Source organism: Rhizorhabdus sp. P4_G5 (genome assembly GCF_056401065.1).
The window spans coordinates 157,486-175,614 of the sequence record NZ_JBFUKB010000002.1 but is presented as its reverse complement, the minus strand read 5'-3'; the positions used below and the strand labels follow the sequence as shown (position 1 = coordinate 175,614).

Genomic DNA, 18,129 nt, shown 5'->3' with positions numbered 1-18,129 from the left:
CGGCTGACTACGGCGCGGCATTAGATATAAGTATAACACCTACCGTATTTTTCTATGCGGATTGATTACAACTTCGAAAACTTCCGCTTCTACCTTTAGAGGACGGAGAGATGCGCCGGGGGGGTGCCGTTCGAGGGGGTACGTGTCGTGTTGAGTTTAGGTAAATTTGCGGGCGTAGCCGGCGCTGTTCAAGGCGTGGGGTTATGATCCGCCTTTCAGGCCGGCGCACCTTGGTTGCGGCAGTCAGCCTGCTCGCGCTGAGCACGGCGGAGGCCGGTGAGATCGGCGCACCCGCGGTCGTTCGTGGGACCGCGACACTGTCCGTCGAGGGCACCACCACCACCGTCAATCAAACCAGCGGCAAGGCTGTGCTCAATTGGTCAACCCTGTCGGTTCCGGATGGAGGCACGCTGCGTTTCCAGCAGCCAGATTCAAATTCGATCACGCTTAATCGCGTCACCGGTGGCGGTGTCTCGAACATCGACGGGATGATCACCGCCAATGGGCAGGTGTGGATTCTCAATCCCTCAGGTGTTCTCATTGGGCCGGGCGGTCGCGTACAGGCCGCAGGCTTTCTCGCGAGCACGCGCGATATCCTCGACGATGACTTCATGGCCGGGCGCTATGCCTTTAGCGGACGCGGCAAGGGCGAGATCACGAACGCCGGCCAGATCAGCGTAGAAAATGGCTATGCCGTTCTCGCGGGCGGGAAGGTCAACAACAGCGGTCTGGTGTCGGCGCGGCTTGGGACTGTCGCCTTGTTGGGCGCGCAAGGATTTCTGCTCGATCTGGCAGGCGACAAACTGCTGTCCTTTGCCATTACCGAACCGCTTGCGACGGTTGCTTCCGACGGAGTCATCAATAACAGCGGTCGACTGGTGGCCGATGGCGGTCGCGTCATTCTCACCGTCCGTGCCGCCGCCGATGCGGCGGCGAGCACGATCAACAGCGGAGGGTTGGTCCAGGCGCAGTCGGTCCAGCTTCGCAATGGCGAGATCATCCTTGATGCGGGCCCTACCGGCGAAGTCAGCAATGCCGGCACACTGGACGCCTCGGGCCTCGCCACTGGAGAAAGCGGCGGCCGGATACTTGTCGCCGCGGAGAGTATTGAGATTGCGGGCGGCGCGCGCCTCGACGCGCGCGGCGATATCGGCGGGGGCATCATCAACGTCGGCGGAGGCCTGCGGGGCGGCGATTTCGGCGGTCGTGCGGCGGCCGTTCGCGCCACCGTTGCGCAGGGGGCCGTGCTCGACGCCAGCGCTGTAACCCGCGGCAATGGCGGTCTCGCCGTTCTCTGGTCCGACACCCACAACCCGCTGTCGGTTACGCGTGCCGCAGGCGTGTTTCGGGCGGACGCGGGCGCGCTTGGCGGCAATGGCGGCACGATCGAGACATCGGGCTACTCGATCCGGACCGAGGGCGTCACCGGATCGGCCGCGGCACCCAACGGTTTTGCGGGGGAATGGCTGTTCGACCCTTATGACATTCGGATCGTCGATCAGTTCAGCGCATCGCCCGCCTCGGAGATTCTCGCGGGGGATATCGCCAATCTGCTCAACAGCGGCACCAATGTCACCGTCGACACCGCGAATGCGCCGTCGTCGAATGCGCCGACCTCGTCCGCCGGCAACATTACCGTCAACACGTCGATCACCAAGTCTTCGGGGGCCGCCGCGACGCTGACCTTGCGCGCCCACAATGACATCACCCTCCAGCCAGGCGCCAACATCTTATCGACCAGCGGCGGCTTCAACGTCGTCCTGACCGCTGACAGCGACCATGATGGCAACGGCATCATCTATCTCGGCGGCAACATCACCACGGTAGGCGGGCAATCGAACGGCCTCGTCGGCATCAAATATGAAGGCTATTTCAACGATAATTTCGCCTTCTTCAACACGGCGCAGGTCCAGGCCGATACACGGTTCGACAATCTCTTCACGTCGATAAACGCGACTACGCCGGGCCAGAATTTCGACGATACCTATTCGGTGCGCTTTTTCGGCATGTTCCAGCCCAGCGTCACCGGGTCATATGATTTCCGCATCGGCAGCGATGACGCCTCCTACCTTTTCCTCGGCAACCCCGGCGAAACGGTCGCCTCGCTCGAGAGCCGGGTTACCCCCCAGAGCGCGCTTGCCTCCGCCCCGGGCGCGCATGGCCTGGCGTTCGGTGGCGGCAGCACCACGCTCACCGCGGGCAATCTCTATCCAATTCTCGTCTATTTCGGAGAGGCGGGCGGCGGCGATGTCGTCATCGTCGATTTCATCCCGCCCGGCGGCACCCGTACCGACAATGGCACCGGTTTCTACGTCACCAACATGGGCGGCCAGGCAACGCTGAACGGCAATGTCCAACTGATCCGCAACGCGACGATTAACGCGCAAGGCAATGTCACCATAAACGGGACAGTGGACAGCGCCACGACCTTTGCGGGCGTCAACCCGCAGACCGACAGGTATGGCCTGACCATCGTCAATCCGAACAATGCCGTCACCGTCAGCCAGGCCATCGGCGCGATCAATCCTCTGGCCAATTTCGTCAGCCAATCGAAGAATCTGTCGACACGGTCGATCGCGGTTGCCGCCACGGGCCAGATCCAGCTGGCCGTGACACAGGGCGGCACCGTGATGGGTTCGCTCGCAGGTGCCGGCTTCACCAAGTCCGGCGGCGGCAAACTCGACTGGACCGTGGGAAGCGCCGGGGACGTGGCGATCGGCGATCTTTATCTCGACGGCGGCGCGCTCAATGTGAAGACCGCCTCGACGCTGGGAATCTCGGTTCCGATCACCCTGACCGCAGACAGCCTATTGTCCTTCCAGGCGGCGGGCACGGTCAATCTGGCTTCCGCCATCAATGGCGGCTTCAATCTCGATGTCGGCAGCGATGGCGCACTGGCCATGGATGGTGAAATCGGCCTTTCGAGCCGGCTGGCGCGCCTGCGTATCGAATCCCTCGACGTCCTCACGCTGGGAACGAACGCCGATCTCCGCACGAGCGGCGACATCAGACTGGCCGCCGGTCACCGCTTTGTGAACAACTCGACCAACGGCGCCGTTCTGAACAGCCTCGGCGGGACATGGCGGGTATTCAGCAACAACAGCGCGCCTTTTGGCAGCACACCCGACGTCACCGGATCGCTGGCGCATGATTTCAAGACCTATGGCATCGGCTTTTCGACCGCATCGAATCTGGCAAGCCTCGGTGCGATGGAAGGCACGTCGGCGGCGCCGGCCGGGGGAAATGGATTTCTATATTCGCTGGCCCCCACGGTCACGGTCACTGGCAACGTCTCCCGCGAATATGATGGAACGACAACCATTGACCTGCCGAGCGTGGCGCTGTCGGGCAGCGGGGCAATCAACGGCGATACGATTGTCGCAGGCGCCGCCAGCGGGAGCTTCGATCTTCCCGACGCGGGGACCAGAAGCGTCGTTCTGAACGGTATCAGCCTTGTCGCCCAGGACAGCGCCGGCAAACCCGTTTATGGCTACAAGCCCAACGGCACGGTCAGCCTGACCGGCACGATCACGCCCAAGGTGCTCACCGCGACGCTGACCGGCTCGGTATCGCGTGTTTACGACGGCATAGCGACCACGACATTGACTCCGGGCAACTACCAGCTCTCCGGGCTGGTAGCCGGTCAGAGCTTCACCATCGATCAGACGGCCGGGACCTATGCGACGCCCAATGCCGGAGACGGCATCGTCGTCACCGCCACCCTGGCGGCGGGCAACTTCACCGCCGGACAAAATACCCTGGCCGCCAATTATGCGCTGCCGACGTCAGCATCCGGCGCGATCGGAACGATTTCGCCGCAACAACTGACGGCGACCCTCACGGGTGCGATATCGCGCGCCTATGACGGTACAACCGTTGCGACCCTGGATTCGTCCAATTATCAGCTCGGCGGGTTGATCGGTGGCGATAGCATCACCGTCAATCAGGCTACCGGCACCTATGGCAGCCCGAATGTCGGCACCGGCATCACCGTCGACGTCACTCTGGACAATGGGGACTATCTGGCCGGCGCGAGCACGTTGCTGAGCAATTATTCGCTGCCGACCGGGGCATCCGGCGCGATCGGCGAAATCAGCCTGGCCATGCTGACCTATGTCGCCGATCCGGTCAGCCGCCTTGTCGGGACCTCCAATCCGGCATTTACTGGTACGGTGAGCGGATTTGCCGCGGGCGAGACGATCGACAGCGCGACATCCGGCACGCTGGCCTTCACCTCGGACGCGGGAACGGACGCTCCACCAAGCAGCTACGCGATCAACGGGGCCGGCCTCAGCGCGACAAACTACGCTTTCCAACAGGCCACCCAGAATTCCACGGCGCTGACCGTCCTGGCCCCGAACCAGTCACCACCGCCACCGCCACCGCCGCCACCTCCGCCACCGCCACCGCCACCGCCACCTCCGCCGGTGGTGGAGCCATCTCCGCCACCTCCGCCACCTCCGCCCGTGGTCGAGCCATCGCCACCACCGCCGCCGCCTGCGCCGGTGGTTGAGCCGTCGCCGCCTCCGCCGCCTCCGCCGCCTCCGCCGGTGGTCGAGCCGTCGCCGCCACCTCCACCGCCACCGCCGGTGGTCGAGCCGTCGCCACCGCCCCCACCGCCTCCGCCGGTGGTTGAGCCGCCGTCGCCACCACCTCCACCGCCGCCTCCGCCGGTTGAGGCAGTGGTCGAGGACGCGGCGCGTTCGGTCGTTTCGACGGTTTCGTCGATCACCGTTCCGACGCCGCCGACTCCGTCGGTATCGACGCCGAGCGCCGCACCAGCACCTGCTCCGGCGCCGGCTCCGGCTCCGGCTGCAAGCTCGGCGCCCGCGAGCAGCGATGCAGGAGCGCCCGCAGACTCTTCTTCGTCGGGTGACACGTCATCGGGCGGTTCGGAGCCGGCATCGAGCGACAGCAGTTCCTCATCGAGTGAAGGCGGCTCGTCATCGGGTGATAGTGCGGCCGCGTCGTCCGATGCGGGCGGCGCGCCGGCGCCCGCATCCGATGGCGGCGGTGATGCTTCGGTCAGCTCCTCGGCGGCACCCGCCGCATCGGGTAGTCCTGCTCCCGCCGCGAGCGGTGGGGGCGGCGGCGGTAGCTCCGGCAGCGAGGTTGCGGTCGTCGCGGTCGCTCCGGCGCCGGTCGATGCCCTCCCGCCGTCGCCGGTGCCCGATACGCCGCCGCCGACACCGGCCGACGCCGCAGATGCCGGTGATCCGATCCTTCAGGCGGCGGCTCCCGAAGGGCCACCAGCGCCGGCGGCCCAGGTGCAACGCGCAACGGCAATGCTGACGCAGCTCAATCCGAACATCGCCGTGAGCGTCGACCTGCCGCCGCGCGTGCAGGGTGCGCCGGGGGTCGATGTGCGCTTCTCGTTGACGGGAGATTTCGGTTTCTGATGTGGATTGCCCGGCGGAAGACCTCCGCCGCGTTGTACGAGCTAAGATGATCAAGAATTTGGGGGGGAATGAGTTTGCGTATTCTGGCATTGATCCTGCCGGCATTGCTGTGGTCGGTGGTCACGCCCGCCCAGGGCGAAGCGCCGCCGTCGATTGCGGCCGTGACGCTGGCTGGCGAGCAGTGCCGAACCGAGATCCGGACCGACGTGAAGATCGTCGGTTCCGCCCCCGCGGATGCCGATCTGGTCTGCGCTGGCAAGACGGTCGGACGGTTGGCCCATTCGCTCGTGCCCGGCAGCAGCCAGGAGACTGCCACTCAACCGGCGCTCTCGACCGCATTGGCCGGCAGTCGTACGGCGACGGCGATCAGGTCTGAACTAGCCTGTGAAGCCGAGCACTGGCTGGCGACTCCTCAGGGGCCGGTCATCCTGTTTCCATGCCGGCAGAAAAATGATGGCTGGCCGATGCTGGTCCTGGCGCGCCTCGATGGCGGGGTGTTGACGATTGTCGTGGGGCCGGCCTCCACCTATCCGGTGCTTCGCGCGATAATGCGGCTGCCCGATGAAGGACTGTCCCAGACGCAGCTTACCGCCCAGGTCCAGGCCTTCTGGTCGCAACCTGTCGCGATGGCGAGCGCGACCGATCTCGAAGCCGTCAGGGCTCTGTTGCGCAATGCCCGCGTCGCCGCGAGCCAGCTCGACTATGAAGCCGCCGAGGCCGGATTCCGTTCGGCGCTCGAGCTGCAGTCCCGGCTTTTCGGCGAAAATGATCCCGGCACCAACGAGATATTGCTGGATCTGGCCCTGTCCGTCAGCAATCAGCGGCGCTTCGACGAGGCCGAGGCACTGCTGCGTCGGGCGGCACCGGTAGCGGACCGCTCGACACGCCCATCGGATCGCGCCAGGTCAGCGGCCTATCAGGGATACATCGCTGCCAATCGCGGCGATTTTGCAGCCGCGCGCAGCTTTGCCCACGCGGCCACCGCGGCATGGCGTTCGATCGCCGCCGACAGCCGGAGGACGGACAGTGTCTCGGGCCTGCTCGACAAGGGTGAGCAGGATTCGTCGGAGGCGGAGCTGGCCCATGCGCTGAACTTCGAAGCCGCGATGATGCTCCGCAACGACGATGCTACGGGCGCCTTTGCGACCGCCGGCGAGGCGCTTCTGATCATCGACCGGGTCGAGGACGAACCGCGCTGGTGGAAATCGGACATCCTCCTGACCCTCGGCGAAATCAGCAGTGTCCAGGGGCGCCTGTCTGCTGCCGAAGCCTATCTGAAGGGCGCACTTGCACAGCGGCAGGCGATCTTCGGCGAGGGGCCTGGCACTCTCAAGGTGAGGACGGCGCTGGGCCGCGCCTATCAGGCCGAGCAGATGAACACATCGGCCATCATCGCCTATCGCGACGCCATCAAGGTCGCACGTGCCCTTCCCGGGGGAAGCGTCCCGTTCACTGCCGATGACTTCGTGCCTTTCGCCGCAGCGCTCGTCGACTATGCGGGAACGGTCGAGGATCCGGCCGCGAAGGCGGGCCTTTTCGCCGAGGGTTTCGATGCTTTCCAAATGGTTAGAAGCCCGCTTGCCGATCGCTCCGCCGTAATGGCATCGGCACGTCTCTCCGCGGACACGCCCGAACTCGCCGCTCTGATCGGCCGCCTCGATGCTGCCATCCGCGACCAGGGTACCGCGCGCCTGCGACTGGGGCAGGAGCAGTCGCTCAACGCGCAGGAGCGCAGCGCCCAGGTCGAGGAACAGCTCGCCAAGGACATCGCCGTCCAGGGCAGGGCCGTCTCATCCCTCAGGCAGGAGATAGCCCGCCGCTTCCCGTCCTTCGGGCAATTGGCGGAGCCCAAGCTGCCAACGCTCGATGCGGTCCGCTCGCGCCTGCAGGAAAGGGAAGGGCTGGTCACCTTCCTGATCGGCCGGGAGCGCTCCTTCGTGCAGCTGGTGCGCCGGGACGGCGTGGTCATCGCACCAGTGCCAGCGGGCGCCGCAGCGCTGCAGGCGGCGGTCGTCCGGCTGCGCCGCGGCCTCGAAGTCCAGGGCACGTCGGTCAACGAGTTCGATCTCGAGGTCGCGCATCAGCTCTATTCGGATCTGTTCGGCGGCATCCTCAAGGAACTGGGCGAGGTCGATCGCCTCGTCGTGGCGCCCTCCGGTCCGCTGGCCAGCCTGCCGTTCAGCGTCCTCGTGACGAGGCCCGCCGAGGGCCAGGACTATCGCAAGGCGGGGTGGCTGGCGCAGGCGAAAGCCCTGACCCATGTTCCGTCCCTGGCGGCGTTCGTCACCCTGCGGTCGACCAAGCTGGTCGGCAATCAGCCGAGGCTGCTGATGGCCATGGGCAATCCCGTACTAGGGCCGGTTCAGTCCGGCTCCGGGCAGCGCAGTTCGATGGCCGCCTTTACCGGAAGCTGTCTTTCCGGCGGCGTGACCCCGCCGCAACTGCTCCGCTCGCTGGCGTCGCTACCCGACACCGGAGGCGAGATCACCAGCGTCGCGCGGTCGCTCAAGTCGGCCAACGTCACCATCAAGCTGGGCCAGGATGCGAATGAGACGGCGTTGAGAGAGGAGAATCTGTCGGACTACCGCATTCTCTATTTCGCCACCCATGGCCTGCTACCCGGCGAACTGCGGTGCCAATCCGAGCCAGGTCTGGTGCTCACGCCGCCCGCACTGCCGGCGGCATCGCATGAGAGCGACGGCCTGCTCGGTTCCAGCGAGATTGCGAAGCTCTCGATCAATGCCGATCTCGTCGTCCTGTCCGCGTGCAACACCGCCGCGTCGGGCGACAATCTCGGCGGGGAATCGCTGTCGGGGTTGGCGGCCTCCTTCTTCCACGCGGGTGCGCGCAGCCTGGTGGTGAGCCATTGGCAGGTACCGTCCGCTGCCACACGCCGGCTCATGTCGGGGATGTTCGGCGCGATGGGCGCGGAGCCGAACCTGCCCGCCGACACGGCGTTGCAGCGAGCCCAGGTCGAAATGATCCGCGATCCGGCGACAGCGCATCCTTTTTTCTGGGCGGCCTTCGTCATCATGGGTGACGGCGCCACGAAGCCTCTTCAGACGAGGACCGGAGCATGAAGCTGCATGCGCTTCTGTTGCTGCCGCTCGCCCTGCTGGCGGGACGGGCATCGGCCATTAACATGGTGGTGGTGGAGGCCCGGGCCGCCGGGCTCAAGCCGGGGATGATGATCAGCAGCACCGCCCCGGTCACCCTCAAGGAAGGCGAGCGCGTGACGATCATCGGCCCCGACGGCCGTTCCGTGACGCTCAGGGGGCCCTATAAGGGGATCGCGATGCGGGCCGGAACCGCGGTGCAGGATCCGAAGGCCGCACTGGCGGCGCTGATCTCCACCCGAAACGATCGCGCCAAGTCGGTCGGTGCGATCCGCGCCGGCGCGAATGCGGCAAAGCTTCCCGACCCCTGGCTGATCGATATCAGCCGTCCGGGCGCACGATGCGTGCGCGAGGGTGACCGGCCGATCTGGTGGCGGCCGGACGACCGTTCCTCCGAGACGTTCACCGTCTTCCCGATCGACCGCTCGTGGCGCGCCGATTTCCAGTGGAAGGCGGGCATCGACCGGATGGCGGCACCGGCGCTGTCCAGGCTGGAAGGGGTCAGCACCTTCCTTGTCCGTGTCGAGGGGCAGGAAAATGCCATCAGCATCCAGGTGATCCCGCGCGACGTCACGGAGCCGCTCGTGCTGAGCAGCTGGATGCTCGAGCGCGCCTGCATCCAGCAGGCCGATGCCTATCTGCGCCAGATCGAGGCGGATCTCGCGAGATCAGCGTCTCCTTCTTCGAAGTCCAAAGGATCCAATCCGTGAGCAAGGCATCGCGCCTATCCCTGTCCGTGATCGCCATCGCCCTCGCGGCGGCGCTGATCGCCTTCTTCGCCGTGCGCTACGTCTCGTTGCTCACCAATCTCGAATATACGTTCGCCGACATCCGCATCGCGGCGATGCAGCCGCCGGCGGAACCATCGAAGGATGTCGTCGTCGTGGCTCTCGACGAAGCGACGCTCACAGCCTTTGCCTATCGATCTCCGGTCGATCGCGGCTTCCTAGCGGATCTGATCACGCAGCTTTCAGCCAAGGGCGCGAAGCTGATCGGGGTCGACGTCATCGTCGATCAGCCGACCGAGCCGGAGAAGGATGCCAAGCTCAAACAGGTCATCGCTTCGACCAGGACGCCCCTGTTCTTCAGCTACTCCTCGGCGCCGAATATCGTGACCGAAGAGCAGCTCGCCTATCTGGATGCGTTCATCCCGGCCGACAAGCGCGCCGAGGCGAATTTGCTGACCGACCCATTCGATCAGTCGGTGCGCAGGATCAATCCCGGCGGAGAGCTCAATGCCGCCGGCCAGCGGATCGACACGCCGCACCATCCGGCGGGTTTCGTCCGGAAAACGCTCGCGCTGGCTGGGCGGAAGGCTCCGACGACGCCGGTGGAAATCGCCTGGCGCAGCCGACCGGACGCGGAAACGCCGGCCTTTCCGACCTTCTCGGCCGCGGTGATCCCGTTCCTTCCCGCGAGCTTCTTCAAGGACAAGATCGTCCTGGTCGGGGCGATCCTCTCGATGACCGACCGGCACCGGACACCGCTAGCCGTCGTCGACGACGGGGATCAGGGCAACATGCCGGGGATCTACGTTCAAGCCCATGGCGTCACGCAGATCCTCGAAGGGCGCAACCCGCCCCGCATGAGCGTCCCGGCGAAGGCGGCCATCACCCTGGTCGGTGCCATCCTGGGGGTGCTCCTCTCGCTGCTCAAGCGGGGCATCCTCTTCAACGTCGTCGTCGGGGCGTTGCTGATCGCCGCCTATTGGGCGGGAGCGGTGGTCGGCTATGGCTACGGGTTGCCGATGCTGCCGCTGGTCGGCCCGACGATGGCGTTCGCCTTCTCGATCTGGATGATGGACGTCTTCATTGGTCGGGGCGAGCGCAAGCAGCGCGAGTTCGTCCAGGGCACCTTCTCGCGATATGTCTCGCCCGCCGTCGTCAATCAGCTGGTCGCCGACCCGAGCGCGGTGTCGATCTCGGGCGTGCGCCGCGAAGCGACCTTCATCTTCACCGATGTCGCCGGCTTCACGACCCTGTCGGAACAGCTCACTTCCGAGGCGCTGTCCGATACGCTCAACGATTATCTCAACGGCGCCTGCGACATCATCCAGAAATATGAGGGCACGATCGACAAGTTCATCGGCGATGCGATCATGTCGATCTTCAATGCGCCGATCCTGCAACCCGATCATCCCGAAAGGGCGATCAAATGCGCTCTCGAGCTGGACGCCTATGCGGAAGCCTTCCGCATCGCACGCAATGCCGAAGGCATTCCGATCGGGGTTACCCGCATCGGCATCCACACCGGCGAGGCGACGATCGGCAACTTCGGATCGCAGTCGCGCATGGACTTCACCGCGCTGGGCGACACGGTCAACACGGCGGCGCGGACCGAAGGCGTGAACAAATATTTCGGGACCCGGATCTGCGCGACCGAGCAAACCGTGTCGCGCTGTCCTTCACTCCGCTTCAGGCCGGTGGGTGACATCGTCCTGAAGGGTAAATTGACAGCGACGGGACTCTATAGCCCGGTGGCCGACGACGAGCCCGAGGCGCTGACCCGCGGCTATGAGGCCGCCTATGCGCTGCTGCGCGAGAAGGACGACAATCCAGCGGCCGTCGACGCCTTCAAGGCGCTTGGCGCCGAGTTCCCCGATGACCCGCTGATCAGGTTCCATCTCAAGCGGATGAGCCAGGGCATCATTTCCTCCCGCGTCGTAATGGACGACAAATGATCGATCGAAGGACGACACGCCGTTTCCGCGCCCCGCGGCCGCACGCCGCCGGCCTGTGGCTCGCCACCGCCGTGGCGGGTTGCCAGGGCAGTCTGGCATTCGCGCAGAACGCCATCAAGCTGCCGCCCCAGGCGGACATCGCCCGGCAGCGCGTCGCGCCCCTGCCGCTGCCACCGGCCGATTATGATTTCAGGATCCAGAATCCGGAGAAATCGGCGGTGCCGAGAGCGGTCGACGAGATCGAATTTTCGGTGCGCGCGATCCGGGTGGTCGGCGCAGAGCATTTTCCCGACAGTGTCGTTCGCAGCATCTTCGCGCCGCTCGAGGGCAAGACGATCGTCCTCGAGGATCTGCGCAAGGCCGCGCAGCAGCTTGAAGACCGCTATCGCGCGGAAGGATATTTCCTGACCCGGGTCTTCGTCTCGCCGCAACAGGTCAAGGACGGCGTGCTCGAGGTCCAAGTGCTCGAAGGCTATATCGGCGCGGCCTTTGTCGAGGCGCCCAATGCGGCGTCACGGCGGCATGTCGAACAGTTGCTGGAACCCGTGACCAAGCAGCGTCCCGCGCGATTCCTGGACCTCGAGAGCAGGCTGCTGCTGATCAACGATATACCGGGCCTCGCGGGCAACAGCGTCCTTCGCCAGGGTGTGGAACCGGGCAGTTCGGAAATGCTGGTCAACCTCACAAGGGTGCCCAACGCCTACCGCGCCACCTTCAGCAACACCGCCTCGGACATATTGGGTCCGACCAGCTATGGCCTGGGAACGACACTGAGTCAGCCGCTCGGCCGCCCCGGCCTCCTCGACATCGACCTGTCGGCCTCGGGGGGGAATTTGTCGGAGCTGCGATCCGCCAATTTTCGCTATGCATCGCCGGTCGGGTCCGGCGGTGCTGTGCTCGCGCTCGGTGGGCTGGTGGCGTTTGCAAAGCCGGGTGGCATTGTCGCTGCCTCCGACATCGAAAGTCGGATCATGAGCTTCAATAGTCGCTTGCGGGTTCCGCTTCTGCGCACACGACCGAACTCGGTTTATCTGGATCTCTCCCTGACGCTCAACCGCAGCCGAACGGAAGCGAAGGGCCAGCTGTTCGTATCCGACAAGGGCACGGTCGCGGAAATCGGCCTGTCCTGGCAGCAGGCCGGTTGGCTGAACGGCGCGACGACCGTCACGCTTACTCTGTCCCGCGGCCTCGAGATATTCGGTGCGATCGGGCGGTCGGCTTTGCTGCCGTCGGTCGTGGGCTTCAAACCCGACTTCACCAAGTTGAACTACAGCCTCCAGCGCACCCAGATATTGGCCGACCGCATCACCGCGCAGTTCAATGTGCAGGGCCAATATACCGGCGATCGTCTGCTTTCGGGTGAGCAGGTCTCCTTTGGCGGGCCGTCGATCGGACGCGGCTATGACCCGTCGCTGCTGGCCGGCGAACGCGGCCTCGGCATGGTCGGCGAGCTCCAGTACGACCTGCCGGTCAAGCTCGCGCCTGCGGCCGACAGTGCCAAGCTCTACAGCTTTGCCGATTGGGCGCGGGCGACCACCCTGGCATATGGCCCCATGCCGAAACAGAACCGGTATATCAGCTCGATCGGGTTCGGCGTGCGCACCGTTCTATGGCAACATGCCAGTGTCGACATGCAGCTTGCCCGAGCCGTCCGCACCGTCGCCGGGGATCCTCGGCGTGGCGCGCGTTTCAACCTGAATGTCTTCCTCTTCTGGTAGGGACGTCGGCGGCCGCGCACGGTCTAAAAAGGGGCGATGGCGAGGATGAACCAGCCTGAGGGTGCACCGGAACCGTCGGCTGGTCCTCACGCTTGACACACTGATCCTTGCCGTGCTCACGCGGCGAAACGGTCCGTGGCGATTTCAAGCGGTGGATAATGTCACTTTGACAGGCGCCCGTACCGGAGGACCGATTCTGAGGCATTGATTCGACCTCCCACGTCACTTTAATCCTTTTATGCTGCCTTGCGACGACTGAGGTGGTTTCAATACCCCTTCTGATTTGACCCCACCTTGTAAACTGCATGCTATCATCTTCTACTGATGAAAGGTCTGCGCCTACGATCCGGGCAGCCGTCCCTGGAGAGGTTCTGATGGAGCTGAAGAGATCTCCAAAATTACTTGCGCTCGCTGCTGGGGGATTAACGCTTGCACTGGCGGCGAGGGAAGGGGGAATTGAAGGTCCCAATTTGGACCTGTCGATAGTTTTATTTTCTTGTGCTGCCGTTGTCGGAATCATCGCCCTTATCTTTGAGATAGCGATATGGAAAAGGCTTCATCGGGCTGATCAAAAAGGGATGATCGAGGACAGGGAAGCCGATACGCTGCCGATCATTGCAGCCATCATACTTTTTACATTGATCCTGATCTCCTTGGTTGTGCTGCCCTATGGATGGATGAAAGTCGTTGCAGCCGTTATCTTCCTTGGTTCATCGGTATTCATCTGGCGAACTCAGCAATGGCGCGTGGCATTTCCGGCGTTTGATGCTGGATGCCTGCTTTCGTTGTCATGCTCAGGCTTGGGTGTTGTCGTACCGCTACTGGGCTTGGCTCACGCAAATGCGGAAACGGGCGCGGAGCGGGCTAAAGGCGATTTTCTGGGAACATCGACGTCCGGTTCGACCCGGTACGGGGGAGTGAATGAGGGTCGTGTTCTCATGGATCAATTCGAGCATGCGATCAAATCGGGCGACAGTTCAGCAGTTGAACGTCTTCGACGTCGGATCAACGCGCTGTTCGATCGAGCGCCAGGAAGACAGGCAGCTGTGCCCGTTCCGGTAGTCTGTAGATCATGGACGGGACCCAAGGGAGACAAAGGAGACCAGGGTCCCAAAGGGGATCGGGGACCGAAGGGAGATCAGGGACCTAGCGGAGACAACGGCAAGACCGGAAGGCGGGGCAAGACGGGAGCTCAGGGCAAGACGGGCGCGCAGGGCAAGACGGGCGCTCAAGGACACACTAAGGATCCGGATGGAGATGAAGCGGCCAAAGCTCTCCAAACGGACAAGCGATGCGCGCAGCCAGGCGGCGCCAAGATATTGGGATCAGCAGGCGCAATTGTGACGCTTCCTTTCAAGGCGGGTCGGAGTTCCGGAGGTTCCGGATATCCCGCGGCACCTTCTGGTTAGAATAGCGGATATAGCGTCAAAGCTGGGCTCGGGAGAGCATGCTATTCGGCGATGGCGCCGCGTTATTGCAGCGCCATCCACCTCGGTAGCTCACAAATTGAACGAGACTATTGAGCGATGCTCTTCGTCTCTGCGAGAAAGCCAGAAAATTTGGCGGGCGTCATTCTTGCGAGTGTGTGGCCAGCTGAATGGCATTTTCCGATCTTACGAGTTCGAAAATTATCGCCAGAGGTAAACCGAATAGATTGAGGTACGTCCTAGGGCTAACTCGTTTACCCTTCCGGTTACGAGCCTCTCGCTTCCTTGTTCGCGGTAACTTTACCGACCAATACAGAACTGGAAATTATTACTTACACGACGTCGATGCGGGGCGCGAATATTCGCCAGATAATGTCTCCTGTTGTTGGAGAGAGGGAGCGACATGGCATCGAGGGAGCCGCCGGGTGACGGGCAATAGCTTCCGCCACGTGGCGGCCTTCCTGATCGGCTTCCTTCTAATGGGCGGCTCGGGACGGGCTGAGGTCGCGAAGGACCGGCCTCATGCCGAGCCTGGCATGGCAGCGTCCGGAGACATTCTCCCCCTCGCGTTTGATCTTGGGCGCTCGCTGTCTGGGGCGGAAGTCCCCTCAATAGGGATCACCTCCTTCCGCGAACCTCAGGCCGAACCGCCGGAGAGCATTACGGGTTTGCCTTCCTCGGCTGTGCGGGAAGGCGCGAGTCAGCGCCCCTGGGCGGATCATATAGCGAGAAGCGCGAGCCCCTATGCCACGTTCGGAAGCCAGGTTCGTCGGATCAAGTGGGAAAGCCTGGGGGCTCTCGGCTATTTCACCGCCGTCAACTCGCCCAAATTCTTCAAGGAAACGACATCTCTCCACTTCAAGGACGAAGGCTGGTTCGGGAGGTCGACGGAAAACCTGGGCGTGGACAAGCTGACCCACGCCTTCGATGCCTATATTCTCGCCGAGATCCTGCATGCCCGCCTCCATGCCAAGACGGATGGGACGAGCGGGGATGCCTTCACCGCGGCGGTCCTGGCGACCGGCCTGATGTTCTATAGCGAATTATACGACGGCATCGAGACCGACAGTGGAATCTCTGTCCAGGACATGGTCATGAATGCTGCCGGCGCGACGTTCTCGCTGCTGCGAAATACTGCGCCTGGGCTCAGGGAAAAACTCGATTTCCGCCTGCTTCTGATGCCCAATGCCGACATCTACACCCGCACCGGCAAGCGCCATTATGCCCAGCAGCGCTACCTTCTCGCCCTGCAACTGGCGGGATTCGAAAAGTTCAAGGATACGCGGCTGCGCTTCGTCGAATTGCATGCCGGCTATTATGCGTCGGGCTTCACCGCCAAGGACGTCGCCCGCGGAGTGAAGCCGCGCCGCCGGTTGTTCTTCGGTATCGGCCTCAATTTGCGCGAACTCTTCTTCCGCGCGCCCAGATCCACCGCCGGAAGAATCGCAGGCGTCGGGCTCGATTATATCCAGATCCCCTACACCGCCGTGCATTGGAAATAGGCAATCGCGGCCAGGAAGGCGCGGTGGGCGGTCTTGGGGCGGCGGCGCGTCTGGTGCAAGTTAATGATTAAAACAGGGAAATCGATAGAGGAAAAAGGAATATTGGGGCATGGTCATTTCGCCTGTTGATGTTACGATTATGGAATAAACGCGATATTCTATTCCACTCGCATCCTATGGATGCTTCTGCCGCAATGCAGTACCCGCCCAACTCAAAAACCGATTGGTAGCTGGTGCCGTCCCTTGATTTCATACCAGGCCGCGACCTAGATACACACGCCGAGATGATCATGCTGATGCGGCAAAGAACCGCTGGGGAGCATGTCCTGCTGCCGATTCCTGTAGAAATTAGGGACGATTTGGCAGAAGCAGGTTAGATCATAACAGGATCATAGGACTGTATTAAGGCAAAATATCTTGTCGTAACATTTGATAGTGCGCGCCGTCTGCGAAGCGGTAGTCGGTCATGTGAAGGATCGCACCATGCCCTCAATGACACTCCCGACTGCGAGATCTCGGCGGGCAAAGGCCTTCGTCATCATCGCTTCGAAAGGCAGGCCTCAGCAGGTCCGTCTGCTGCGCGATCTCCTGCGGGTTCAGCGCGATCTAATCGGCAGGCTGATCGTGGTCGGTAGCGAAGCAGCGGACATCGAAGGGGTTGCTGACGGCGATGGGCACTGGATGCGCTGCCTGCTGGCACGAGAGGCCGGTGCGGCGATCCAGAGGAACGAGGGCATCGCCTATGTCATGAACCATGAGAACCCCGATCTGACCCAGGACGTCGTCATATTCTTCGACGACGATTTCCGCCCTGCCGGCGACTGGCTTGAACGGGCAGCGGGCGTGCTCTCCGAGAGATCGGATGTCAGCGCGCTAACCGGCCGCATTCTCGGCGACGGGGTGAATGGCGAGGCTATCGACGAGGTGTACGCTCGAAAGCTGTTGGCCGGCGAAGCGCCGCCGATGGCGCATTGGGCTGCCGGTGAGGAGCGCGAGGTCGGCTCGGTTTACGGGTGCAACATGGCCTTTCGCGCGTCCGTCCTGTCGGAAATCCGGTTCGACGAAAACCTGCCTCTCTATTCCTGGCAGGAGGACCTGGACATCACCAGCCGGGTGGCGAGACTGGGCAAGGTGCTTTACACTCCGGAGTGCCGCGGTGTGCACCTGGGTGTGAAGTTGGGCCGCACAAGCGGATTCAGATTCGGCTATTCGCAGATCGCGAACCCGATCTATCTCTATAAAAAGGGGACCTGTCCCTATAAACGCGCGGCGCGATTCACGGCGCGCGCGATCGTGGGAAACGGAATCCGCAGTCTCCTGAAGCCGCGGCTGTTCGATTATCGCGGACGATTTCGCGGCAATCTGCTGGCGCTATATGATGTGATGCTCGGCCGGCTCCACCCCCGCCGGATTCTGGACCTATAGGCGTCTTCATTTTCTAGCTTACGCCGGCAATCGCCTTCATCAGCTCGGCCTCGCGAAAGGCTTTGGTCAGTCTCGGTATGTCCGGTGCACTCGTTTCGGCATCGGCATCGGCATAGCCGACACGATCAGGACGGGCAGGCCGGGCCAGTGTCGCCTTATGCTCAGGACAAGCTCCGCGCCCGACATGCCGGACGATTTCCGCTGCTCGCGAGGAGCTGGCGTCATACTCGCCACAATGTCCTTCGACCGGTTGCAGGCATAGCAGGCAGCGCCGGAGGACGGCGACGCCGGGGCCGCCGGGCTGACTCGGACGTGGTCGGTCCACGCGCCACGATCATCGCTCTTGCGCAGTGCAGCAAAGTACGTAGTGTGACGGGCGGAGAGGGTGCTTCCATCGGGTTGGGGAGCATGTCGATGCAAGACACTGATGCCGTTCATGGACGCTGCCGCCAGACCGGGCAGCTGATCGCCAAGAGCAACTGCTTCGCCCTGCGCTGCGAGGACGGTGGCGAGTTCTGGCTCGAAATGGATCGCATTCCTCATCATCTGATCGACCAGCGCGTCGACATAGATGGCATCATGTTCGGCAAGACCCTGATCGCCGTCGAGGGAATCGGTCCCGCGCCTGAGGCGGCGTGACCATCTCCTGTCCCATCCTCCCGCCCTGCCGGCAAGGCGTTGATTCTCAGGTAAGGCCTGTTCCCCCTCAAGCCCGCCGCGGTTGACGCGATGCTTGGCCGCGCGTCAAGGCTCGACTGTCCCTGCGAAAACCGCGTGCTCCGGAAATAGCGGAAAATATGCGCAGCTGTGAGCACCGTCACTGCGCGAACTGCAAAGAAATGTGAACGCTGTGTTGCCGGGT

The 18,129-nt window shown here is 63.3% G+C and carries 9 protein-coding genes; all 9 read left to right on the top strand.

Annotation, left to right across the window (positions count from 1 at the left end; all coding sequences use genetic code 11):
- The first annotated feature begins 203 nt into the window (after window positions 1-203).
- The 9 genes from AC1DQK_RS03110 to AC1DQK_RS03070 all read left to right on the top strand — a co-directional run bounded on the left by AC1DQK_RS03110 (window position 204) and on the right by AC1DQK_RS03070 (window position 17,906).
- A complete protein-coding gene (locus AC1DQK_RS03110; protein ID WP_477867301.1) occupies window positions 204-5,399 on the top strand; it encodes a beta strand repeat-containing protein in 5,196 nt (1,731 codons plus the stop codon).
- A gap of 68 nt (window positions 5,400-5,467) precedes the next feature.
- Entirely contained in the window at window positions 5,468-8,479 is a 3,012-nt protein-coding gene (locus AC1DQK_RS03105) for a CHAT domain-containing protein (RefSeq protein WP_477867299.1), read from the top strand.
- Window positions 8,476-9,225, top strand: a complete 750-nt coding sequence (locus AC1DQK_RS03100; protein WP_477867297.1) for a hypothetical protein — start codon at window positions 8,476-8,478, stop codon at window positions 9,223-9,225. The genes AC1DQK_RS03105 and AC1DQK_RS03100 overlap by 4 nt, the downstream gene beginning before the upstream one ends.
- Window positions 9,222-11,195, top strand: coding sequence for a CHASE2 domain-containing protein (locus AC1DQK_RS03095; protein ID WP_477867295.1), 1,974 nt, complete (start codon window positions 9,222-9,224; stop codon window positions 11,193-11,195). The genes AC1DQK_RS03100 and AC1DQK_RS03095 overlap by 4 nt, the downstream gene beginning before the upstream one ends.
- Window positions 11,192-12,913: a ShlB/FhaC/HecB family hemolysin secretion/activation protein gene (locus AC1DQK_RS03090; RefSeq protein ID WP_477867293.1), complete on the top strand. Its 1,722-nt coding sequence runs from the start codon at window positions 11,192-11,194 to the stop codon at window positions 12,911-12,913. The genes AC1DQK_RS03095 and AC1DQK_RS03090 overlap by 4 nt, the downstream gene beginning before the upstream one ends.
- 374 nt (window positions 12,914-13,287) lie before the next feature.
- The gene (locus AC1DQK_RS03085) at window positions 13,288-14,322 is read left to right on the top strand and encodes a hypothetical protein (protein WP_477867291.1); all 1,035 of its coding nucleotides are present in this window, start codon (window positions 13,288-13,290) and stop codon (window positions 14,320-14,322) included.
- Between the two features lie 188 nt (window positions 14,323-14,510).
- On the top strand, window positions 14,511-15,842 hold the full coding sequence (locus tag AC1DQK_RS03080; RefSeq protein WP_477867289.1) for a DUF2279 domain-containing protein: 1,332 nt from the start codon (window positions 14,511-14,513) through the stop codon (window positions 15,840-15,842).
- 492 nt (window positions 15,843-16,334) lie between these two features.
- On the top strand, window positions 16,335-17,267 hold the full coding sequence (locus AC1DQK_RS03075) for a glycosyltransferase family 2 protein (RefSeq protein ID WP_477867287.1): 933 nt from the start codon (window positions 16,335-16,337) through the stop codon (window positions 17,265-17,267).
- A 414-nt stretch (window positions 17,268-17,681) separates the two neighbouring features.
- Window positions 17,682-17,906 carry a DUF5818 domain-containing protein gene (locus AC1DQK_RS03070; protein WP_477867285.1) on the top strand — a complete coding sequence of 75 codons (225 nt, stop codon included), beginning with the start codon at window positions 17,682-17,684 and terminating at the stop codon, window positions 17,904-17,906.
- Window positions 17,907-18,129: the final 223 nt, after the last annotated feature.

Bases quoted from the DNA above. Each gene is read 5' to 3' on its own strand.
- AC1DQK_RS03105 (WP_477867299.1), top strand. From the start codon at position 5,468: ATGAGTTTGCGTATTCTGGCATTGATCCTGCCGGCATTGCTGTGGTCG.
- AC1DQK_RS03110 (WP_477867301.1), top strand. From the start codon at position 204: ATGATCCGCCTTTCAGGCCGGCGCACCTTGGTTGCGGCAGTCAGCCTG.
- AC1DQK_RS03075 (WP_477867287.1), top strand. From the start codon at position 16,335: ATGACACTCCCGACTGCGAGATCTCGGCGGGCAAAGGCCTTCGTCATC.
- AC1DQK_RS03085 (WP_477867291.1), top strand. From the start codon at position 13,288: ATGGAGCTGAAGAGATCTCCAAAATTACTTGCGCTCGCTGCTGGGGGA.
- AC1DQK_RS03100 (WP_477867297.1), top strand. From the start codon at position 8,476: ATGAAGCTGCATGCGCTTCTGTTGCTGCCGCTCGCCCTGCTGGCGGGA.
- AC1DQK_RS03080 (WP_477867289.1), top strand. From the start codon at position 14,511: ATGGCATTTTCCGATCTTACGAGTTCGAAAATTATCGCCAGAGGTAAA.
- AC1DQK_RS03070 (WP_477867285.1), top strand. From the start codon at position 17,682: ATGCAAGACACTGATGCCGTTCATGGACGCTGCCGCCAGACCGGGCAG.
- AC1DQK_RS03090 (WP_477867293.1), top strand. From the start codon at position 11,192: ATGATCGATCGAAGGACGACACGCCGTTTCCGCGCCCCGCGGCCGCAC.